Source organism: Massilia sp. Root335, assembly GCF_001425685.1.
GTDB classification, from domain to species: Bacteria; Pseudomonadota; Gammaproteobacteria; order Burkholderiales; family Burkholderiaceae_D; genus Telluria; species Telluria luteola.
In genome coordinates, this window is sequence record NZ_LMCY01000062.1 from 5,101 (window position 1) to 27,542 (window position 22,442).

Genomic DNA, 22,442 nt, shown 5'->3' on the forward strand with positions numbered 1-22,442 from the left:
AACAAGGCTCCCATCGGGAGCCTTTTTTGTTTGCCGGAGAGAGCAGGGCGCCTGCGCGCCCTGCGGGGTGGGATTCGAAGGGCTGGGCTTGCAAGCCCAGCCCTCTTCGAATCGCCCATCTGCCGTCCGCTGCGCGGACGGCGCCGCGCGCCGCGGGCGCGCGCTGCAAACCCACCGCAGCCGGCAGCCCCCCATCACCCCCACTCACCCCCGCCTGACCGCATGCAGCCACACCGCCGCAATCCGCTCCACGCGCTCATACCCGTCGCACCCCAGCTGCCCCCCGAAGATATCCGGATCGAGTTCCTCGTACGACCAGCAATCCGTCCCGCCATCGAGCCGGCCGCGGATGGCGTCCAGGAACGGATCGGCACCGTCGACGATGGCCACGCCCGTGTACAGCAGCAGGCTGCCGCCGGGATGCAGCCGGTCCAGCGCCGCATGCACGATGCGGATCGACAGTTCGGCGCCGTGCGCGCCGCCGCCGTGGCGGTATGTCAGCGCGTCCGGGTCGAGGATGTACGGCGGATTCGACATGACGAGGTCGAAGCCGCCGTCGACGCCGTCCAGCAGGTCGCTGCGGCAAGGTACGACGTTGTGCGCGTCGTTCACGTTCGCGTTGACGTCGGCCAGCGCCAGCGCGGCGGGCTTGATGTCGGTTGCGTAGACGGTCGCGTCGCGGCAGCGCAGCGCCAGTTCGATCGCGCCGGGTCCGGCGCCGGCGCCGATGTCGATGGCGCGCCGCACCGGCCGGTGCAGGCTGCCGTGCGCACCGAGCACGCGCTTCAGCGCGGCCGTGTAGCGGTAGGTGTCGGGGCCGAAGAACACGGCGTCCGCGTCGCGCGTGGGCCAGGCCGAGTGAAAATACAGGTGCTCGCCGATGGTCGAGGCGCGCACGAGCGAGCGCCAGCCGGCCGGCGCCTGTCCGTCGGCGATGTCGTTGCCGTCCGCGTCCACGGGCGCCGCCAGGCCGGCCGCGCGCAGCGGGCCGTCGAGCGCGTCCGGCAGCACGCCGGCGCGGAACGGCCGGCTCCAGCCGAACACGCCGCGCAGGTCGTGCGCCCAGGCGTTCTCCGGGCGGCCGTTGACGCGCCGGTGCGTGGCGGGCGTGACGGTCACGAAACGGTAGCGCGCGGCCTGTAGACTGCGGCCGAGCGCGGCCAGCGCATCGTGATGGGCGAAGGAGGCGGCGGTCGGGGTCATGGGCGGAGCATGCGCCCGGCCCGCGCGCGCTTCCGTACGCGGGCGCACACAGACGTGGACGGGCTGTCACCCAACCCGCGTGTGCGCTATGGCATCATGTGCAGCGTACGCATCGTACGCATCGTACGCATATGTGAAAGTTCGAACAGATGCGGCCGCGCGCCACACGCACAATGAACCCGGACCGATGCGGCAGGCACGGTCCAACGACAAGGACGATCATGAAGATGACGCCGGACGTGACCCTGAATGAGCGCGTGCAGCGGGAGGTCGAGCGCGAGCGCCACGAGCGCCTGCTGCACGACGAGCAGCGCGCCGGCCTGGCGGTGGACGACGAGTTCCGCCTCAAGGATGCGCGCGAAAACATGGGGTCGGTGAAGATCAGGCGTGCCAAGGGGCGCTGACGGCGCCCGGCACGGAACAATGACGGCGGCACCCGGACGGTGCCGCCAGGGAGAAGAATTATGCGTTGGCAAGGTGACCGGCAAAGCGACAACGTCGAGGACCGCCGCGGCGACGGCGGCGGCGGTGGCGGATTCAGTTTCGGCGGCGGGACCGTCGGCATCGGGACGATCGTCATCGCGCTCGTCGGTTCGTGGTTCTTCGGCGTCTCGCCGTCGACGATCCTGAACCTGCTGTCGGGTGGCGGCGGCGCGCCGGCCCAGGTCCGGCAGGCGCCGTCGCATCCGCCCGCGAGCGACCGCGAGACCCAGTTCGTGAGGACGGTGCTGGGCTATACCGAAGACACCTGGACGCAGATCTTCCGCGCCAACGGCGCGACGTACTCGCCGCCGGTGCTGGTGCTGTACACGGGCCGGACGAGCACCGGCGGCTGCGGCCAGGGCCAGGCCGCCGTCGGTCCGTTCTACTGCCCGGCCGACCGCAAGGTCTACCTCGACCTCGACTTCTTCCGCATGATGCAGCAGCGGTTCAAGGTCGGCGGCGAATTCACGCAGGCGTATGTGATCGCCCACGAAGTCGGCCATCACGTGCAGAACCTGCTGGGCATCTCGGGCAAGGTCGACAGCGCGCGCCGGCACCTGTCCGAGACCCAGGCCAACGCGGCGTCCGTGCGCCTGGAACTGCAGGCCGACTGCTTCGCCGGCGTGTGGGCCTACCACACGAACCAGGCCAAGCAGATCATCGAACAGGGCGACGTCGAATCCGCACTGAACGCCGCCAGCGCCATCGGCGACGACGCGCTGCAGCGCCAGTCGCGCGGCACCGTCGTGCCGGATTCGTTCACGCACGGCACGTCGGCCCAGCGCGTGCGCTGGTTCACGCGCGGCCTGCAGACGGGGTCCGTCGAGCAGTGCAATACGTTCGAGGCGCGCCAGCTCTGAGCCCGCACCGCGCGCATTGACATCGGCCGCCGCGTGCGGCCGTTTTCAATCATGGTCCCCGATTCGGCAAAAAAGTGTTCATTAACCCGCGTACGTTTCCGTGCGCGTATCGCCTTCCTTAGCGATTTGACATACCTTCTTGTCCAAGGGCTCGTCCGTGGCGGCGGGCCGCCCATCAATGAGGAGGAATTATGCTGGCAATGAATTACCGGGGGCCGTACCGCGTCCGCGCCGATTACAAGCCCGATCCCGTCATCGAACACCCGGGCGACGCCATCGTGCGCGTGCTGCGTTCCTGCATCTGCGGATCGGACCTGCACCTGTACCACGGCATGGTGCCCGACACCCGCGTGGGCCACACGTTCGGCCATGAATTCGTCGGCGAAGTCGTGGACGTCGGCCGCGACGTCCGGACGCTGAAGGCCGGCGACAGGGTGCTGGTGCCGTTCAACCTGTTCTGCGGGTCCTGCTTCTTCTGCCAGCGCGAGCTCTTCGGCAACTGCCACAACACGAATCCGGAAGCGACGGCCGTCGGCGGCATCTACGGCTATTCGCACACGGCCGGCGGCTACGACGGCGGCCAGGCCGAGTACGTGCGCGTGCCGATGGCCGACGTCGGCCCGCTGCCGATCCCCGACGACCTGCACCTGGACGACGCCGTGCTGCTGACCGACGCCGTCCCGACCGGCTACCAGGCCGCCGAGATGGGCGACATCCGCGAAGGCGACACGGTCGTCATCTTCGGCGCGGGCCCGATCGGCATCTTCGCCGCCAAGTCCGCGTGGCTGATGGGAGCGGGGCGCGTGATCGTCGTCGACGAGGTCGAGTACCGGCTCGAATTCGTCCAGCGCTACGCCCAGTGCGAGGTCGTGAACTTCCGCGAAGTGAACGATATGGCCGAGCACATCAAGAAGATGACGGACTGGATGGGCGCCGACGTCTGCATCGATTGCGTGGGCGGCGACGCGGCCGGCTCCATCGCCCAGACGCTGACGGGCCGCCTGATGAAGATGCAGGCCGGCGCCGCGACCGTGCTGCACTGGTGCATCAACTGCGTGCGCAAGGGCGGCAACGTGTCGATCGTCGGCGTGTATGGGCCGACGTTCAACGCCGTGCCGATCGGTAACGCAATCAACAAGGGCATCACGATGCGCATGAACCAGGCCAGCGTCAAGCGCCACCTGCCGCGCCTCATCGAGCACATCCGCGAGGGCCGGCTGAATCCCAAGGAAATCATCACGCACCGGGTGCCGCTGGAAGAGGTGGCGGACGCGTACCACATCTTCTCGAGCAAGCTCGACAACTGCATCAAGACCGTCCTGATCCCGCCGTCCGCGCGCGAGGTCCAGGCCGTCAGCGCCAGCGCACTGCATTGAGGAGACATCATGGAACACCACGACCATCATCAGCACGACGGCGCCGCGGCACACGTCCACACGCATCCGCTGCAGGGCGACATGGCAGAAGGGCCGCGCCGCCCCACCCGCGACGAGCTGGCGCACATCGAGGGCTGGGGCGCCGACCTCGACCGCAAGAACCGCCCGGCCATCCCGATGGAACGCATGCCCGCGCGCTTCATCCATCCGCACGAGGGCCAGTTGCCGCAGCAGCCGGAGACCGTCGAGATCCTCGTGTCGACCGAACGCCCCGGCATCACGCCGATCTTCGGCACCGCGCAGCCGCCGAAAGGCCTGTCCGGCATGATCCGCCGCGCCGCCTATAAATGGGCCGAGAACGACCTGCGCCGCTGGCTCATGCTGCTCGCCGCGGACCGCGTGAACGTCGTCGAAGGCATCGGCGAGGACCTGGTCCACGGCAAGGTGCCGAACGTGCTGGCCGAGATGGGCATCAAGGCGGAATGGGAGCACAACCGGGCCGGCCTCGTGAAGAAGGCCGTGATCGCCGGCGCGGTCCTCGGCACGGCCGTGTACCTGATGCGGCGGCGCGAGCGTTGAGCGCCCCATAAGCGCATCCGGCGCATCCGGCGCGCCCCGGCGCACAGTATCCCGCCACGTTCCACCCCGCCCGGCGGCAGCCGCACGCTGCCGTCGGGCTTTTTGCGCTTGAGCAAATTCCTTCGAGAGAGCTCGGCCACACTGATTCCGTGTGCCCGCTCAATGAAAGGAAATCTCATGAACAAGCGCAAGATGTTGCTGGCGTCGTTCGGCGCCCTGTCCCTGGTTGCCGTCGTGCCTGCCGGCGCGGCCGGTCCCGGGTTGACTCGCCCGGCGGTCGCCGCCACGCCGCAGATGGACGCGGCGCTGCTGGCCCAGCTGGACGCGCGCCGCGCGGCGCGCGGGCAGGACGCGCGCTACGGCTATGCGATCGTCGCCCGCCATCCCGGCGCGCAGGGCACGCAGGTCGCGCGCGCGGCCCACACGTTCAAGGGCGTGCGCATCTTCGGCTTCGAATCCGTGCTGGTGCTGGATGCGAACGGCAAGATCGTGTCGGAATCCGACTCTGAACAGCGCGCCAATTTCGCCCGGCTCGACACGGCCGGGCCGGGCGCGGATTTCAGCGTCGTGCCGGCGATTTCGTCGAAGGCGGCGATCGATGCGGCGCTGGCGTCGCTGGCCGCCCCGGCGCGCCACGAGACGCCGCCCAGCGCCGAACTGATCATCTGGCCCGCCATGCGCACCGAACGCTTGCCGGAGGCGCGCGACAAGCAGGAGCAGGCGCTCAACGCGCTCGACGTGCAGGACGTCGTCGACCACTACGAACTCGCCTACCTCGTGCACACGCGCATGCTCGTCGGCGACAGGCCGGCCTACCACGACACGATCGTGAGCGCGCGCGATGGCGGCATCCTCGCGCAGTGGAGCATGCTGCAGACGGTCGTCGGCGTCGGCCACAGCCAGTACAACGGCGACGTGCCCGTCAACACGACGTCCGCCAACGGCAAGTACAGGATGATCGACGACACCCGCGGCACGGGCGGCACGTTCGGCGCGATGGCGATCACGAACGCCAACCACGGCACGAGCGCGGGCGACGTGTACGCCAACGACACGAATACCTGGGGCGACGGCAAGCAGTACGTGGCCGGCGGCCCGACGACGAACGCGAACGGCCAGACGGCCGCCGTGAACGCGATGTGGGGCCTGATGAACACGTACGACACGCTGAAAAACGTGTTCAACTGGCTCTCGCTGGACGGCCACAACACGGCGACGTATATCGCGGCGCACGTCAACACCGCCTACGACAACGCGTACTACAGCGATACGTGCCGCTGCATGTTCATCGGCGACGGCTCCAGCTTCAACAGCCTCGGTTCGATCGACGTGATCGGCCACGAGATGGGCCACGGCGTCACCGCCGCCACGTCGAACCTGACGTATTCCGGCGAGTCGGGCGGCCTGAACGAATCGTCGTCGGACATCAACGGCGAGGCCGTCGAAGCGTATGCGCGCGGCGGCGCGAAGGGCGACAGCATCCCGCTCACGGGCAACGACTGGGTGCTGGGCAAGGAAATCAGCAAGAGCGGCACGCCGCTGCGCTGGATGTACCGTCCGAGCAAGGACGGCAGCAGCCCGGACGCGTGGAGCAGCTCCCTCAAGCGCCTGGACGTGCACTATAGCAGCGGCCCGAACAACCGCATGTTCTATTTCCTGGCGCAAGGATCGAGCGCGGACCAGGCCGGCGACTACTACAGCAAATACCTCGTCAAGACCCCTGCCGCGATGACGGGCATCGGCATCGACAAGGCCTACCGCATCTGGTTCAGGGCGAACACGACCAAGTTCACGTCGAGCACCAATTACGCGGATGCGCGCGCCAAGATGATCGAGGCGGCGGGCGAGTTGTACGGCAAGAGCAGTGGCGAAGTGATTGCCGTGCAAAGGGCGTACGCGGCCATCAATGTCGGTGCCGACGTGGATGAGCCGGCGTCTCGCTAGCCGCCGCCGTCAACCGCCGGCGAGGAGGCAAAGATCCCACGGCCGTGCGGACAGGGGCGTGCTCTCGTCCGGTTCCGCCAGCGCGAGTGCGACCCCGGCCCATCCCTCGAGCAATCCGGCGCCGCGGCCGTCGTCGCCTTCCTTCGGTGCGTGCGCAAGCTCGGCGCGCAGCCGGGCCGTCAATGCCGTGGCCGCGGGAAGGTCGGCGCGGCGCGCCAGGCCGGCCAGCAGGTGGACGACGCCGCTTTTACCGTGGCAGAGTCCGGGCGAATCGAGGACGAAACTGGAGTCCGGCTGCCGGAGCCGGGCTTCCAGGAGCGTTTGCCAGTACGTGTCCAGGCGCAGGTCGTCCAGCGCTTGCGCGGCCGCGGCCAGGACCATCGCAATGCCGAGGTCGCCGTAGCACCAGCCCAGGCGCGACGAGCCGGCCGGCGCGGTCAGCGTCGATGGAAAGCGGGAGTGCGCGGCCGGCGGGTTCTCCTGGGCCAGGAGCCAATCGATCGCGTAACGCAGCATGGTGCCCGTGTCGGGCGACCCGAGGCCGACGCGGAGGCCGAGGCTCAGCAGGCCGATCACGCCCGCCACGCCGTGGGCAACGCCAAGGTCGTAGCGGCCATCACGCTGCTGCTGCTGCGGTTGCTGCTGCCCGCTGCCGTTGCCCGGAATATGCTTGCCCGCCGTCTTCCAGGTCCAGCTGTCGTGGCCGCGTTCCGCCGCCGTCCCCAGCGCGTGCTCGGCCGCCTGGAAAATCGCCTGCGCGGCAGTTCGATCGGTCCGCATCAGCGCATAGGCGCCGAGCCCGCTGATCCCGCTGATCAAATCGTAATTCGCGTCCCCGGGCGCATTGCGCATGAACTGGCATAACACCGCGTCCATGTCCAGCACGAACCCGGCGATATCGTCCCCGTCGTCCCCGAGCAGTGCGGGATCGACGCGCCGGACGAATTCGAAGGCGTACAGGATTCCGGCGAGGCCCGTCCAGAGGCCCGGCGCAAGGTGCTGGCGGGGCAGGTGGGCGACGAGGTCCGCAACCAGCCGCGCGATGCATTCGCGCCGCGCCGCGGTCGGACGCAACTGGTAAAGCCGGGCCTGCATGAGCACGACGCCGGCGACGCCGCTCGCCAACCCGAGATTGGGCGCCAGCGACGGGGCGCGCGCTTGCACCAGCAGTTCGAGACGTGCGATGTCGTTGTCGATCGTTGGCATCATGATTCCTGGGGCCGGGACAGAGGCGTGGACAGTGACGAATGCGTCGTCATTGTAGTCGAGAATGCCGGCGCCCGACCCAGCCGTATCCAGCCCCGCCGGGGTCGCAAAAATTAATAAACTAATTATTTAGTTGACGACGTTGCGACCCCGTGTTTTAATTTTTCACAGCATCGGATCACCCCACTGACGCTGCCCCGGATACGTTCGGGCGCGGCCCGACGACGCCCGACCTGGCGTTCGCATGACTACGAAGGAGTGTCGAGAATGGTTCCATCGATGAATGCAAAACAAGCCCGCATAGTGGCCCGGGGCGTCTTCGCCGCGCTCGCGGCCGCCGCGCTCTGCATGGCCCAGCCCGGCACTGCCGCGCCCGCGCATGCAGCGGTGCAGGGCGCCTCACCGCTTGCCGCCCAGGCGTCGACCGGGAACGGTGCGCGCCTGGTGGAGGCCGCAAGGGCCAACGACCTCGAGGCGGTACGCGCCCTGCTGGCACGGGGCGCCAACGTCGACGACGGCGTGGACGGCGATGGGACCGCGCTGATCGTCGCCGCGGGCCAGGGCAACCTGCACATGGTCGACGCGTTGCTGCAGATGGGCGCCACCGTCGACAAGTGCTGGAGCGGCGACGGCAACGCCCTGATTGCCGCGGCGACCAAGGGGCGTACCGAGGTCGTGGCGCGCCTGCTGCAGGCCGGCGCGCACGTCGATGCGATCTGCCCGTACGACGAAACGGCGCTGATCAACGCGTCCCGCGCCGGCCATCTGGACGTCGTCAGGCAGCTCGTCGAGCGCGGCGCCAACGTCAACCTGGGCGCCTGGGCGGATGCGAAGCGCTGGCGGACGCCGTTGAATCAGGCGCGCGACATGAAGATCCGGAATTTCCTGGTCGGGAAGGGCGCGCGCTCGTAGGCGCCGCGGTTTCCACCTCGTCGAATGGAAGCGAGCATGAAGACATCACCCTGGTTTGTTCCCTTGTCCGGCGACGGCAGCGCCGCCATGCGGCTGTTTGCCTTTCCCTTCGCCGGCGGCAGCGCGGCGGCGTATGCGCCATGGCGCAGCTGGATGCCCGGCCATGTCGAGTTGATCGGCGTGCAACTGCCTGGCCGCGCGATGCGCATGCGCGAGGCGCCGATCGACGACATGGACACGCTCGTGTCGGCCCTCCTGCCGCACTTGCGGCCGGCGCTCGACAAGCCGTACCAGCTGTTCGGCCACAGCAACGGGGCGCTGATGGCGTTTGCCGTCCTCGACAGTCTGCTCAAGCTGGGCGCGCCCGCGCCGCAGGCGATCATCCTGTCGGCCAAGGCCGCGCCGACCGCGCCGTGGCGGCGCGAGCCGATGAGCACGCTGCCGGAAGCCCGGTTCCTGGAACGGCTCAAGGAGCTCGACGGCACGCCGCCGGAACTGCTCGCCGATCTCGAGCTCATGCGTCTGCTGAGTCCCATGATCCGCGCCGACTTCCGGCTCGGCGAAACCTTCGCCATGCCGGCGCCCGCCCCGGCGCTGGCCACCGTGCCGGCCCTGATCATCGCCGGCGGCGACGACGCCATGCCGCCGGCAGACGTCTTCGCATGGCGGACGCTGTTCCCCGACAGCCGCCAGGTGACGCTGTCGGGCGGCCACTTCTGCATCAACACCGATCCCTCGTTCGCGCATGTGCTGGTAGACTTCATCGAGACCTCGCATTGCCGTGCCGAGGCTTGAGGAGACACCATGGCCCGCCCCAGTACCCCGACATTGACCGATACCGAGCGCAAGGTGCTGGAAGTGCTGTGGAAGAAAAAAAGCGCTTCCGTGCGCGAGGTCACGGACGAACTGTCCAGGAAAACGCCCACCGCCTATACGACGGTCCTGACCATGCTCGGCATCCTGGAAAAAAAGGGACTGGTCAGCCATGTGCGTGACGGCCGGGCGTTCATCTACAGCGCCGCCATCAGCCGCAGCGACGCCATGGCGAGCGCGCTGCAGCACCTGCTGAAGCAGTTCTTCAACGGTTCGCCGGCGGTCCTCGCCCAGCACCTGGTCCAGGAACACGACATCGGCCCGTCCGAACTGGATGCCTTGCGGCGGATGATCGACGATGCCCCGGAGGACGAGGACAAATGACGGCCACGTACTGGACCGGCCTGCTGGCGTCGATCGCCCTGCAACACCTGTGGCAGAGCACCGTGCTGCTGTTGCTGGCGGCCGGGCTGGTGCGCGCGTGGCCCATGAGCGCGCGCCTGCGGTCGCATCTGTGGCTGCTGGCGTTCGTGCTGTCGGCGGCCGCCCCGCTGCTCATGTTTGCACCGCAGCCGACGAGTCCGCTGATGCCGCACCTGGCATTGCCGGCGCTGACGGCGCCCGCGCTGGCTAACGTGGCGGCCGCTGCGCCGCGCGAGTCGGCCGCGCCCGCGCAGGCGGTGCATGTCGTCGCGGACGGCACGGGTTCTCCCGGCGCGCTGGACACGGCCGTCATGCTGGCGTGGCTGCTCGGCTTTGCCGTGCGGATGGCCGGACTCCTGCGCGGCTGGCGCGCCGCGCGCGCGCTGGCCCGCGGTGCCCGGGCCATGCCCCGGCTCGAACAAGCCATGCGGGGCGCGCTGCCGCCGGACGTCCGCATCAAGGGTTCCGATGCCGTGCGCGGACCGATGGTGGTGGGGCTGCGCAACCCGTGCATCCTGGTCCCGTGCGGCCTGGCGGCGGAGCTTGGCGACGTGGCCATGCGCGACATCCTGAACCACGAAATCGCCCATGTCCGCCGGCGCGACAGGTGGGCCTGCCTCGTCCAGCATGCATTGACGGCGGTATTCTGGTGGAGCCCGGCCCTGCGCCTGATCGGCATGCGCCTGGACCTGGCGCGCGAGATGGCGTGCGACTCGTATGCGGCCGGATCGACCGGCGCGCGCAAGCAATATGCCCGCTCCCTGCTGGCCAGCGTCGACAGCATGGCACGGCCGCACAACGGCATGCTGGCCAGCCGTATTTTCGGTACGCCGCAGGCGCTGGCGGCGCGCGTGGCGTCGGTACTGCGCGGCGACGCGCCGCTGAACCGGACGCGCAGCGCCGTGCGTTCGCTGAGCTGCGCCTGTGCGCTGGCCGGGTTCGTCGCGCTGGCCTATGCGGCCACGCCGCGGCTGGCGCAGCGGTCCGCCGCCGCGACCAGGCCCGCTTCGGCGCAGGACATCGCGCTCGTCGACGCCGCCGGCGCCGGCAACCTGGCCCGCGTCAGGGAACTGGTCGGCGCGGGCGCCGCCATCGACGCCGCCGTCGAAGGCGACGGCACCGCGCTCATCGCCGCCGCGCGTAACGGCGACGCGGCCATGGTCAAGACGCTGCTGGCACTGGGCGCGCACGTCGACGTGGCGGTCGACAGCGACGGCACGGCGCTGATTGCCGCCGCCGCGCAAGGACGCCTTCCCATCGTCGAGCTCCTGCTCGCCGCGGGCGCCAGGGTCGATGCCGTCAGTTCGTATGACGAATCGGCCCTGATCAGTGCCGTGCGCGGCGGCCACATCGACGTCGTCCGGCGCCTGGTGGCGCAGGGTGCCGACGTCAATCGGGGGGTGTGGGCCGACGGTGGCCGCTGGCGCACGCCGCTCAACCAGGCGCGCAGCGCGGCCATGCGCGACTATCTGCGCAGCCGGGGCGCCACGGCCTGACGGGCGCGCGCTACCAGACGAAGCTCGTCAGTACCGTGGCCGGATCGATGAAATCGTAGGCCACGGTACAGCGTTGGCCCTGCACGAAATCGGCCGACAGCGTCTCCGTCAACGTCAGCGACAGCGTGCGATGTTCGACATCGACGGCGGTGACGGCCGCCGCGCTGAAATCGAAGAATCGTCCGACCGAACCGAACGCCCCCTTGTACAGGCTTTCCTTGGCCGAAAACGCGATGGTCACGCGCGCGGCGATGGACAACGCCGTGTCCAGGCGGCGCAACCCGTCGAATTCGGCGCGGCTCAGCGCGGTCGCCAGCAGGGACGCCTGCATCTCTGCCGTGACGACGTGCTCGATGTCGATGCCGACGCCGCAGCGCCGTCCGGCCGCGAGGGCGACGGCGGCCGCGTACTGCCGGGAATGCGAAATGCTGCCGACGATCCCCGGCGGCCACACCGGTTCACGCATCGCACCGATCGGCACCTCGTACGAGGCGGCGTGCAGGCGCGCCAGCGCGTGGCGGGCCGCCAGGCGGCCGGCGAAAAACTCGGCCTGGCGGCGCCGCACGCTGCGGGCCACGCCGGGCGGACAGGCGATGCCTTCCGCGCCGAAGCTGGCCGGATCGAACCGGTCCTCGGCGAAGGGCAGGATGCACACGGGCGGCACGCGCGCGCCCGGCCCGGGCAGGTGGTGCCACGGGCCGTGAACCGCCGGTGTCACCATGCCTGGCGGGCGGTCACGCGGCGCAGCGTGCTGTAGGCGATCACGCCGAGGGCCACCGGCACGGCCAGCTTGTTCTTGGCCGCCACCTGGCGGAACACGCGCCGGGTGACCGGGTCCTTCCACGCCGCCAGGCGCGCCGCGGGCGTGCGGAAGCAATGCGCCAGCGTGTAGCCGATCCCGCTGTCGGCCGTGTCGACGCCATGCCACCAGAACGGCGGGATATACACCGCATCGCCCGCTTCGAGCACGCCCTCGTACTTGGTGAGCGGCCGGTCGGCGGGGAATGCGCGCGCGCCGTCGGGACGATGGTGCGCCTTCGATTCGATCAGTGCGCTGTTGGGCAGCCAGTTGTCGGCGGTGAGGCGGAACAGGGAGAAGCGCTTGCTGCCGGCAAGCTGGGTCGTGATCGTTTCGTCGAACGGGTGGTAATGCCATTCCGTGGACGCGTTCCTGTAGATGAAGATGCGGTCGCGCGGGTACATGCGCGGCTTTTTGTCCAGCGGGCCCAGGAAGGCATACTCGCCCAGATCCTTCACCCATTGTGCCGGCACGGCCGTCGCGGGAATGGAATACGTCGTGTCGTCCGGGCTGGCGCGCAGTTGCGCGAAGCAATCGCGCAGTTTCATCGTTTCCAGTTTGTAGTCCTGGGCCATCGCCGCGTTGAACACGCGCGACATCTTGACCTCCACGTCGCCGCACAGGGCATCCAGATAGCCCGGTTCGCGCCAGCTTTGCGTGGCGCGCCAATGCCTGGCGGCGCCCTTGATCAGGACCGGGACGTGTTTATTCAAGAACTGGCGCTGGAATATTTCCGGCGTCAGCGCACCGGCGTCGACGGTCGCCAGCGGTGCCACCTTGCCGGGGACCAGGTCGATGATTTTTACGATATTGTCGGGCATGTCATCACTCTGCTGTGGTTGCGATACGGTCGGATAAGACGGTTTGCGCGCCCGGTTCGCTCGCGGCCAGTTGCCGGCGCAGCTGTTCGAGGAAAGCCGGATGATCCAGCACGGTGCGGTGGTCGCTGTCGTCGACCACGCTCGCGAACCGCACGTCCGCCAGCGCGGTCCAGTCGCGCAGCGATGCGCCGGTGCGCGCCACGCTCTGTCCGGCCGCCCACACGTGGACCGGCACCTGCGCGGGACGCAATGCATGGCGGCGCGTCATGCGGCCGTGATTGAAGCGTGCCCATGCCCGGTACTCGGCACCGTCCACGTCCGTGCCGGTCAGCGCGAACGCCGGCATGTCCTGCAGCCGCTCCCAGGCCAGCTGCTTCTCCACGTGGTCCAGGCGCGCGAACAGGTTGTGCCATTGCGCCGGCATGCCCGTCCCACGGGACCATTGCGCCAGCATGCCGTCGAGGCTGTCTTCATCGGCCATGGGCGAACGGGGCGCGAGGGCCGCTTCGCCGGTATCGTGGACGTCGACCATGGCGACGAACCGCACGTCCACGCGCCCGCGCAGCAGCCGGGCCACCTCGAAGGCCAGGTAGCCGCCCATGGACCAGCCGAGGAACACGACCGGGCCGCCTTGCGCGATGCCGGCCACGCGGTCGGCGTACATTGCCGCCAGGTCCGGCATCTCCCACCCGTCCCAGCGGGCGCCGCCCAGGGTGGGGCAGACGAACGCATGCACGCTGCGCTCGTCCTGCAGCGCGGCGGCGACGGCACCGAACTCCAGCCCGTTGGCGAACAGGCCCGGGAAGCAGAACAGCGGCGCCTTGCCGCCCGCATGGTCATGCAGGACCACGTGGTCGCCGGCGCCCGCCGCCTGCCGTGCCGGTGCGCCGGCGGTGTCCAGCACCGAGGCGAACGCGGCCACGGTCTGGTGGGTGAACACGCTGGCCGGCGCGGGCGCCACGCCGAGTTCCACGCGCGCCTGCGTCAGCATCTGGATGGCCAGCAGCGAGTGGCCGCCCAGTTCAAAGAAATTGTCGTGCCGTCCGAGCGGCCCGATCTTGAGCAGCGCCTCCCACAGGCGCGCCACGGCGGCTTCGGTCGGACCCAGCGGCGCGTCGTAGCTGCGGCCGGCATGGGTATGCGCGGTCGGCCGCTGCAGGGCGTTGCGATCGAGTTTGCCGTTCGGCGTCTGCGGCCAGGACGGCACGTGGACGAACGCCGCCGGCATCATGTACGCCGGCAGCAGGCGGGCGGCCCGCGCGCGCAGGTCGCCTGCGGCGAGCGCCGTCGCGCCGCCGTAATACGCGACCAGGCGCTTGTCGCCGGGCTCGTCCTCGCGCGCCAGCACCACCACGTCCACGCCGAGTTCCTGTGCCAGCGTGGCCTCGATCTCGCCCGGCTCGATACGGAAGCCGCGGATCTTGACCTGGGCGTCGTTGCGCCCGAGGTAGTCGATGGTGCCGTCGGCGCGCCAGCGGCCCAGGTCGCCGCTCTTGTACAAGCGTCCCGCGCCGCCGAACGGATCGTCGACGAAGCGTTCCGCGCTCAGGTCGGGACGGTTGAGGTAACCGCGCGCCACCTGCACGCCGCCGATATGCAGCTCGCCCGCGACCCCGATCGGGACCGGCATCATGTGCCGGTCGAGGATGTAGATCCGGGTATTCGCGCCGGGGCCGCCGATGTTGCGCCAGTCGCCGGCGGCGCGGGGTTCGGTTGCCGTGACGCTGACGGTCGCTTCGGTCGGTCCGTAGGTGTTCAGCAGCCGCGGCCGCGGGCCGGCCGCCAGCCAGGACGCGAGCGCGCGTTCGCCGACCGCCTCGCCGCCGATGACCACCCAGCGCACGCACGCGGGCGCCGGCGCGCCGGACTGCGCGAGTTCGGCCCAGAACCGGGTCGGCAGGTCGACGACGCTGATGCGCTCCTGTGCGCAGAGCGACCAGAACGCATCGGGGCCGGCCACCCAGTCCTCCGTGCGCAGCACCAGCGCGGCGCCGCAGGCCAGGGCGCCGAAGATTTCCTCGACCGCGGCATCGAACGAGACCGAGACGAATTGCAGGACGCGGTCGGCCGGACCGAGGTCCAGGCGCCGGCCGAACGCGTGGACATGGTTGACCACGGCGCGGTGCTCCACCAGCACGCCCTTGGGCAGGCCGGTGGAGCCGGAGGTGTACATCACATAGCCCAGGCACGCCGGGTCCAGGCCGTCCACGACGGGGTTCGCATCGCTGTGATGGCCCCATTGCCGGCCGTCGTGCAGATCGATCACCGGCACGTCCTGGCGCAGCTGGCGGCGCAGCGCGGCGGACGGCTGGCCGTGGGTGAGCAGGGCGATGGCCGCGCTGTCGCGCAGCATGTGCTCCTGCCGCTCGCTCGGGTAGTCCGGATCGAGCGGCACGTACGCGGCGCCGGCCTTGAGGACCGCCAGCAGGCCCGTGACCAGCGCCGCATCGCGCCGGGCGCCGACCGCGACGAGCCGGCCCGGTCCCGCGCCGTGCGCACGCAGGTGATGCGCGAGGCGGTTGGCTGCGCCGTTGAGCTGGGCGTAGGTCAGGTGCGTGCCGGCGTGGCTGAGCGCGATCGCGTCGGGCGTGCGCGCGGCCTGTTCCTCGAACAGTTGGTGGATCAGGCGGTCGTGCGGGTAGTCCGCGCCGGTGGCGTTGAACAGGCGCGTGACCCGGTGCAGTTCCGCGTCGTCCAGCAGCGCCAGCGTGGCGACCGGCTGGCGCGCGTCGCGCGCCATCGCCGCCAGCACGGTGCGGAAATGGCCGATCCAGCGCTCGATGGTCGCCGCGTCGAACAGGTCGCTCGCGTAGTGGATTTTCCCCGCGATCCGGCCGTCCGCCGCGTGCAGCGCCATCGCGAGGTCGGCCGCCGCGGACTGCGCCTCCAGGCGCAGCGTGTGCGCCGGGCGCAGGGCCTCGGCCACCTGTTCGAAGGGCAGTTGCCGGTCCGCGCAGGCGGCCAGCATCGTGTCCTTCGCCTGGGCCAGCACGTCGGCCACGCTGGCGTCACCGCCGACGCGCAGGCGCAGCGCCAGCGCGTCGGCGGGGAACACCGGCATGCGGACGGCGACGTCGTCCTGGCCGCCGAGCTTGGCGAGCAGGATCGAGAAGCCCGTGTACAGGACCACGGACGGGGGCATGCCGTGGTCGTGCGCCAGCGCGTGAAGTGCGGCGCTCGAGTCGCCGTCCAGCGCGAAGGCCATGGTCCGCTCCTCGCGGCTGCGGCCGGGCGCGCGCGGGCGGTCGAGCGGCAGTTCGAGCCATGCCGGCTCGTGGTCGTCCGGCGCCGCGCCGTACCGGGCATGCAGGTGCGCGTCCGGCTGCGGCGCCGGCAAGGCGCGCCGATCGAGCTTGCCGTTGGCGGTCAGCGGCCAGGCCGGCAGGTGGACGTACGCCGCCGGCACCATATGCGCCGGCAAGCCTTCGAGCGCATGCGCGCGCAGGCGCGCGGCGGGCACCGGCGCGGCGGCCGTGTAGTAGGCCACCAGCAGCGTATTGCCGGGCGACTCTTCGCGCGCCAGCACCACCGCTTCCCGGACGTCCGCAAGTTTCGTCAGGCATGCTTCGATCTCGCCGGGCTCGATCCGGAAACCGCGCAGCTTGAACTGGAAGTCGTTGCGGCCGAGGTATTCGAGCTCGCCGTTGTCGCGCCAGCGGGCCAGGTCGCCGGTGCGATACCGTTTGCCGCCGCCGGCGGGATCGTCGATGAAGCGCTCCAGCGTCAGTTCGGGCCGGCCCAGGTAGCCGCGCGCCACGCCGGCGCCGCCGATGACCATTTCGCCGCACACGCCCACCGGCACCGGCCGCATGGCCGCGTCGACCACGTACACGCTGGTATTCGCGAGCGGGCGGCCGATGCTGGGGCCGTTGCGGTCGCCGTTGATGCGGATGCAGGTGGCGTCCACCGTGCACTCCGTCGGTCCGTACACGTTATAGAACTCGATCGACGGGCAGGCGCTCAGGGTGTTCCACAATGCGGGCCCGATCGCCTCGCCGCCGATCAGCACCCGCTTGAGCGCGTCCAGGCCCGCGTCGAGCAGGCCGGCCTGCACCAGCAGCTCCAGCTGCAGGGGCGTGCAATCGAACGTGTCGACGCGGTTGTCCGCCAGGAATGCGAGGAAGGCATGGGCATCGAGCCGGACCGGCGCGCCGACGATGGCCACGCAATGGCCGGACAATAACTGCACCAGCGCCTGGACCGAGGCGTCGAAGGACAGCCCGGCATTGAGCGCGATCGTCGACGCCGGCGCGCACGCGTCGAACACGGCCAGTCCCAGCGCGCGCCACAGATGAAGGACCTGGCGATGCTCCACCATCACGCCCTTGGGCATGCCCGTGGAGCCCGAGGTATAGATGACATAAGCCAGGTGCCGCGAGGTCAGTCCGGGCACGTCGAGCGGCCCGGTATCGCCATCGCCATCGCCATCGTCCCCGTCGACGGCGAGCACGGCGTGCCCGTCCGGCAGGCGCTCCCGCAGGGCGCCGCTCGTCAGCACCGCCGCCGGCCCGCAATCGTCGAGCAGCCAGGCCAGGCGCGCGGCCGGGTAGGCGGGATCGAGCGGCACGTAGGCGCCGCCGGCCTTCAGGGTCGCCAGCACGGCCACCACCATGTCGATGCCGCGCTCGAGGAAAATGCCGACCCGCCGGTCCGGACCGACGCCCAGCCTGCGCAAGCGCCGCGCCAGGGCCGTGGCACGTCCGTCCAGGCCCGCATAACTCAGGCAGGCATCGTCGTGGCGCAGCGCGATCGCGGCGGGCGTGCGCGCGGCCTGTTCGGCGAACAGCTCGTGGATCAGGCGCTCGCGCGGGTAATCGGCCGTGGTGGCGTTGAACAGCCGCGTGACCCGGTGCAGTCCGGCGTCGTCCAGCAGCGACAGGGCGGCGACGGGCTGGCGCGCGTCGCGCACCATCGCTGCCAGCACGGTCTGGAAATGGCCGATCCAGCGTTCGATGGTCGCCGCGTCGAACAGGTCGCTCACGTAGTTGATGTCGCCCGCGATCCGGCCTTTCGATTCGTGCAGCGCCATCGAGAGGTCGAACTGGGCGACGTCCGCCGACGCCGACTGCGCCTCCAGGCGCAGGCCCGGCAGCTCGAGCGCGCTGGCGGGCATGTTCTGCAGGCTGAACATGACCTGGAACACCGGACTGTGGGCGAGGGTGCGCGGCGGCCGCAGGGCCTCGACGACCTGTTCGAACGGCAGTTCCTGGTGTTCGTAGGCGCCCAGCGTCGATTCCCTGGCCTGGGCCAGCACGTCGGCCACGCTGGCCTCCCCCGTCAGGCGCAGGCGCAGGGCCAGCGTGTTGACGAAGAAGCCGATCAGGCCTTCCAGCGCCGCCGAGCGGCGGTTCGCCGCGGGCACGCCGACGACGATGTCGTCCTGGCCGCTGAGTTTGGCGAGCAGGATCGAGAAGCCCGTGTACAGGACCATGAACAGGGTCATGCCGTGTTCCTGCGCCAGCGCGTTCAGTCCGGCGCTCAGGCCGGCGTCCAGCGCGAAGGTGATGGTCCGGCCCTTGTGGCTCTGGCTGGACGGACGCGGGCGGTCGAGCGGCAGTTCGAGCAATGCCGGCGTGCCGCCCAGCTGGCGCGTCCAGTAATCGAGCTGTTCCTGCAGCAGCGCGCCTTGCAGCCGTTCGCGCTGCCACACCGCGTAATCGGCGTACTGGATGGCGAGCGGCGGCAGGGGATCCGGCAGCCCGTCGCGGTAGGCCGCGTACAGCGCGCCCAGCTCGCGCACCAGCACGCCCATCGACCAGCCATCCGAAATGATGTGGTGCATGACGAACAGCAGCACGTGCACATCATCGGCCACTTTCAGCAGGCAGGCGCGGACCAGCGGGCCCGCGGCCAGGTCGAACGGCGCGGCGGCTTCGCGGGCGCTGCAGCGCGCGATGGCGTCGTCGCTCCAGCCGGTCGCGTCGATCTCGCGCAGCGCGAACGGCCCCGGCGCGGCGATTGCCTGGCGGTCGGCGTCGAAAGTGGTGCGCAGCGATTCGTGCCGTTCGACCATGCGGTCGAGCGCACGGCGCAGCGCATGCGGGTCCAGCGTGCCGGCCAGGCGCACCGCGACGGGCATGTGGTACGCCGCGCCGACGGCGCCGAGCTGCTCGACCAGCCAGATGCTCTGCTGGCCCCACGACAAGGGCAGGGGCGCGGCGCGGTCGGCGCGCGCGATGGGCTGCGGCCGGACGCCGGCGGCCTGCGCCACGCGGCGCGCGAGCGCCTGCAGCGTCGGGTGCTCGAAGACGTCGCGCAGCGCGATGGCGCTGCCGTCGTGCAGGCGCGCGCACAGCTGCACCGCCATCAGCGAATGGCCGCCGAGCGCGAAGAAATCGTCGTTGCGGCCGACCCGCTCGACCCGCAGCAGGTCTTGCCAGACGGCCGCCAGTGCCTGCTCGTGTTCGCCCTGCGGCGCTTCGTAGCGGGCATGCAGGTAGGCGTCCGATCGCGGGGCCGGCATGGCGCGGCGATCGAGCTTGCCGTTGGCGGTCAGCGGCAGCGCGTCGAGCACGACGTACGCGCTCGGCAGCATGTAGGGCGGCAGCTGCGCGGCGAGCGCGTCGTGCAGCGTCGCGGCGTCCGCCGTGGCGCCCGGCGCCGCGGTCACGTAGGCCACCAGGCGCCGTTCGCCGGGACCGTCGGCGCGCGCCAGGACCACCGCCTCCTGCACCGCGTCGAGCCGCGCCAGGCTCGCCTCGATCTCGCCCAGTTCGATGCGAAAGCCGCGCAGCTTGATCTGGAAGTCGCTGCGGCCGACGTATTCCAGGGTGCCGTCGGGCAGCCAGCGCGCCAGGTCGCCGGTCTTGTAGAGCAGCCCGTCCCCGCCGAACGGGTCGGCGACGAAGCTCGCGGCCGTTTCCTGCGGCCGGTTCAGGTAGCCGCGCGCCACGCCGTCGCCGCCCGTGTACAGCTCGCCGAGCGCGCCGAACGGCAGCAGTTCGCGCTGGCTGCCGAGGATGAAGCAGGAGGTGTTGCGGATGGGCCGTCCGATCGGGTACGCGGGCCGGACGTCGCGCATCTCGAAGGCGGTGGTGAAGGTCGTGTTCTCGGTGGGGCCGTAGCCGTTGACGAAGCGGCGCGGCGCGGCGCCGCCGGTGAGCACATTGTCGACGGCCTGCTTGTCGACCGCCTCGCCGCCGATCAGCAGCGTGTCGAGGCGGCCGAACATGCGCGGCCTGAGGTGGGCGCTCTGGTTGAACAGCGACGTGGTCAGGAACAGGATGTCGATGCCCTGGCGTTCGATCGCCCGTTCGAGCCGGTCCGGATCGACCAGGGTGTCGACGTCGATGAAGCTGAGGCAGGCGCCGTTGAGCAGGGCCCCGAAGATTTCGAACGTCGCGGCGTCGAACGAGCTGTTCGACGATTGCGCGACTGTATGCCCGGGCGCGATGCTGCAGTAGCCCGCGTCGCACACCAGGCGCACGATGCCGCGCTGCTCGATCATGGCGCCCTTGGGCTGGCCGGTCGAGCCGGAGGTGTACATCAGGTAGGCGAGGCGGCGCCCGCCGCGCGCGTCGGGCAGGTCGTCGTGCCGCGGCCCGTCGGTGTCGAGCAGGTCGAGCGCGACCGGTTCCGTCGGCAGGCCGTCGAGGACGGCGCGGCGGCGCGCGCTGCACAGCACCAGTTCGCAGCCGGTATCGCGCACGACGAGCGCGACGCGTTCGGCCGGCATCGTCACGTCCATCGGCACGTAGCAGCCGCCGGCGTGCAGGATCGCCAGCATGGCCACGACGATGCCGCTGCCGCGGTCCATGTGGATGCCGACGGGCTGCTCGTCGCGCACGCCGCGGCGGACGAGCCAGGCGGCCAGGCGCCTGACCTCGTCGTCGAGCTGGGCGTACGTCAGTTGCCGCTCGCCGTCGACCAGCGCGACGCGGTCCGGCGCGCGCCCGGCCTGCTCGCGGAACAGGTGCGGAATCGAGGTGCCCGGCCCGCCGCGGCGGACGCCGTTCAACGCCAGCAGGCGCTCCCGTTCCCCGGGCGCCAGCATGTCCAGCCGGGCCAGCGGCACCGCCGGGCGCCGGCCGATGTCGCGCAGCAGCGCCAGGTACTGCTGCGCCATGGCGGCGATGGTGCCGGGATTGAACAGGGCCGTGCTGTACTGCCAGCTCATGGCCAGCGTGCCGCCGCTTTCGACCACGTTCAGGGTCAGGTCGAACTTGGCGCTGACGCCCGCCGTGTCCACGCCCGCCAGCGACAGGCCGTCGAGCCGTAGCGCGGCGGGGACGGCGTTATGCATCGAAAACATGATCTGCACGAGGGGCGCGTGGGCCGGCGAGCGCACCGGATTGAGCGTCTCGACCAGCACGTCGAACGGCAGGGACTGGTGATCGAAATCGGCGGCCGTGTTGCGGACCGCCTCGTCGAGCAGGTCGGCGAAGGAACGCGTGGCGTCGATCTGGTTGCGCAGCACCAGCGTGTTGACGAAGAAGCCGATCAGGCCTTCGAGTTCGGGGCGCAGGCGGTTGGCGACCGGCGTGCCGAACACGATGTCGGTCTCGTGGCTCCAGCGCGACAGCAGGACCGCGAACGCCAGTTGCAGGGCGATGAACGACGTGGCGCCGGCGTCGCGGCAGACGGCGTGCAGCGCGGACGCATCGTCCAGCGTGCAGGTGTAGTGCGCGCCCTCGTACTGCTGGCGCGCCGGCCGTGGACGGTCGGTCGGCAGCGCGTGCAGGTGGGGGATGCCGTCGAGCCGCCGCTTCCAGTAGTCCAGCTGGTGCCGCTGGGCGCCGCCGGCCAGCCAGTCGTTCTGCCACGCGGCGTAGTCGCCGTACTGCACGGCCAGCGGCGCCGGCGCAGTGCCTTCGTACAGCGCGACCAGTTCCTTGACCAGGATGCCCATCGACCAGCCGTCCGAGGCGATGTGGTGCATGTTGAGCAGCAGGACGTGGCAGTCCGCATCCACGCCGACCAGCGTGGCGCGCAGCATCAGGTCGCGGGACAGGTCGAAGGGGCGCGCGTTTTCCGCGGCCATGGCCTGCGCCAGCGTGGCGCCCGCGGCCAGGTCGACGCGGTCCAGCGTGAACCCGGCATACGGACGCACTTCGCACATCGGCTCGCCGTCGCGCGCAACGTACACCGTGCGCAGCACGGCGTGCCGTTCGACGATGGCGCCGAAGGCCCGCTCGAGCGCGCCGCGATCGAGCCTGCCCTCGATCCGCAGCGCCGCCGGTATGTGATACGCCGTGCCCGTATCGCCCATGCGGTCGATCAGCCACAGCCGCTTCTGGGCGTACGACAGCGGATGCATGGCGTCCGCGCGCGCGGGAATGGCCGCCGATTTGAGCGCTTCGCCCAGCTCGCGCTGGCGCAGGAAGGCGACCAGTCCATCGCGCTGTTGCCGGATCAGCGCCGCGATTTCCGCGGTCACGCTGCCGGGCGCGCTCCGCGTCGTCAACTTCCCTTCGTTCAGGCGCAATTGAATGCCCATGGCGTCGAGACGATTGATCAGGGCGATTTCTTGGTTCATTGATGCGTGCTCCCTAGTTGTTCGATGTGTTCTGCCTGTGCGCGGCCGCCGT

The 22,442-nt window shown here is 70.3% G+C and carries 14 protein-coding genes and 1 tRNA gene (1 of these 15 running past the window's edge); 10 read left to right on the top strand and 5 right to left on the bottom strand.

What is annotated here, in order from left to right; translation table 11 throughout:
* A tRNA-Ser gene (locus ASC93_RS31810) sits at positions 1–109 on the top strand (it extends 63 nt beyond the left edge of the window).
* Positions 110–204: 95 nt separating this feature from the next.
* Here the strand turns inward: ASC93_RS31810 and ASC93_RS27405 are convergent.
* Positions 205–1,203, bottom strand: a complete 999-nt coding sequence (locus ASC93_RS27405) for a class I SAM-dependent methyltransferase (protein WP_056450228.1) — start codon at positions 1,201–1,203, stop codon at positions 205–207.
* Between the two features lie 221 nt (positions 1,204–1,424).
* On the opposite strand from ASC93_RS27405, the gene ASC93_RS27410 reads away from it, so the two are divergent.
* The 5 genes from ASC93_RS27410 (at position 1,425) to ASC93_RS27430 (ending at position 6,445) form a co-directional block, all read left to right on the top strand.
* Positions 1,425–1,607 carry a hypothetical protein gene (locus tag ASC93_RS27410; RefSeq protein ID WP_056450230.1) on the top strand — a complete coding sequence of 61 codons (183 nt, stop codon included), beginning with the start codon at positions 1,425–1,427 and terminating at the stop codon, positions 1,605–1,607.
* A gap of 60 nt (positions 1,608–1,667) precedes the next feature.
* Positions 1,668–2,546 (top strand): neutral zinc metallopeptidase, encoded by an 879-nt coding sequence (locus ASC93_RS27415; protein ID WP_056450232.1) that lies wholly within the window; start codon positions 1,668–1,670, stop codon positions 2,544–2,546.
* A gap of 191 nt (positions 2,547–2,737) precedes the next feature.
* Positions 2,738–3,922, top strand: coding sequence for a zinc-dependent alcohol dehydrogenase (locus ASC93_RS27420; protein WP_056450234.1), 1,185 nt, complete (start codon positions 2,738–2,740; stop codon positions 3,920–3,922).
* Positions 3,923–3,931: 9 nt separating this feature from the next.
* Positions 3,932–4,501, top strand: coding sequence for a hypothetical protein (locus ASC93_RS27425; RefSeq protein ID WP_229412888.1), 570 nt, complete (start codon positions 3,932–3,934; stop codon positions 4,499–4,501).
* A 177-nt stretch (positions 4,502–4,678) separates the two neighbouring features.
* Complete coding sequence (locus tag ASC93_RS27430; protein ID WP_157202147.1) at positions 4,679–6,445, top strand: M4 family metallopeptidase; 1,767 nt, start codon at positions 4,679–4,681, stop codon at positions 6,443–6,445.
* A gap of 9 nt (positions 6,446–6,454) precedes the next feature.
* On the opposite strand, the gene ASC93_RS27435 is transcribed toward ASC93_RS27430, so the two are convergent.
* Positions 6,455–7,654, bottom strand: a complete 1,200-nt coding sequence (locus tag ASC93_RS27435) for a lanthionine synthetase LanC family protein (RefSeq protein ID WP_082548384.1) — start codon at positions 7,652–7,654, stop codon at positions 6,455–6,457.
* Positions 7,655–7,930: 276 nt separating this feature from the next.
* Here ASC93_RS27435 and ASC93_RS27440 point away from each other — a divergent pair, with 276 nt between their 5' ends.
* The 4 genes from ASC93_RS27440 to ASC93_RS27455 are packed head-to-tail and all read left to right on the top strand — an operon-like array spanning position 7,931 to position 11,295.
* The gene (locus tag ASC93_RS27440) at positions 7,931–8,563 is read left to right on the top strand and encodes an ankyrin repeat domain-containing protein (RefSeq protein WP_162251953.1); all 633 of its coding nucleotides are present in this window, start codon (positions 7,931–7,933) and stop codon (positions 8,561–8,563) included.
* Between the two features lie 36 nt (positions 8,564–8,599).
* Positions 8,600–9,358 carry a thioesterase II family protein gene (locus ASC93_RS27445; RefSeq protein WP_162251954.1) on the top strand — a complete coding sequence of 253 codons (759 nt, stop codon included), beginning with the start codon at positions 8,600–8,602 and terminating at the stop codon, positions 9,356–9,358.
* A 9-nt stretch (positions 9,359–9,367) separates the two neighbouring features.
* Positions 9,368–9,760, top strand: a complete 393-nt coding sequence (locus ASC93_RS27450; RefSeq protein ID WP_056450244.1) for a BlaI/MecI/CopY family transcriptional regulator — start codon at positions 9,368–9,370, stop codon at positions 9,758–9,760.
* The gene (locus tag ASC93_RS27455) at positions 9,757–11,295 is read left to right on the top strand and encodes a M56 family metallopeptidase (protein WP_056450246.1); all 1,539 of its coding nucleotides are present in this window, start codon (positions 9,757–9,759) and stop codon (positions 11,293–11,295) included. The genes ASC93_RS27450 and ASC93_RS27455 overlap by 4 nt, the downstream gene beginning before the upstream one ends.
* Before the next feature lie 10 nt (positions 11,296–11,305).
* On the opposite strand, the gene ASC93_RS27460 is transcribed toward ASC93_RS27455, so the two are convergent.
* Genes ASC93_RS27460 through ASC93_RS27470 form a run of 3 tightly spaced genes read right to left on the bottom strand, consistent with a single transcriptional unit; the run spans position 11,306 to position 22,390 of the window.
* Positions 11,306–12,016, bottom strand: a complete 711-nt coding sequence (locus ASC93_RS27460; protein ID WP_056450251.1) for a 4'-phosphopantetheinyl transferase — start codon at positions 12,014–12,016, stop codon at positions 11,306–11,308.
* A complete protein-coding gene (locus tag ASC93_RS27465; protein WP_056450253.1) occupies positions 12,010–12,915 on the bottom strand; it encodes a cupin-like domain-containing protein in 906 nt (301 codons plus the stop codon). The genes ASC93_RS27460 and ASC93_RS27465 overlap by 7 nt, the downstream gene beginning before the upstream one ends.
* Before the next feature lie 4 nt (positions 12,916–12,919).
* Positions 12,920–22,390 (bottom strand): non-ribosomal peptide synthetase, encoded by a 9,471-nt coding sequence (locus ASC93_RS27470; protein WP_056450255.1) that lies wholly within the window; start codon positions 22,388–22,390, stop codon positions 12,920–12,922.
* Positions 22,391–22,442: the final 52 nt, after the last annotated feature.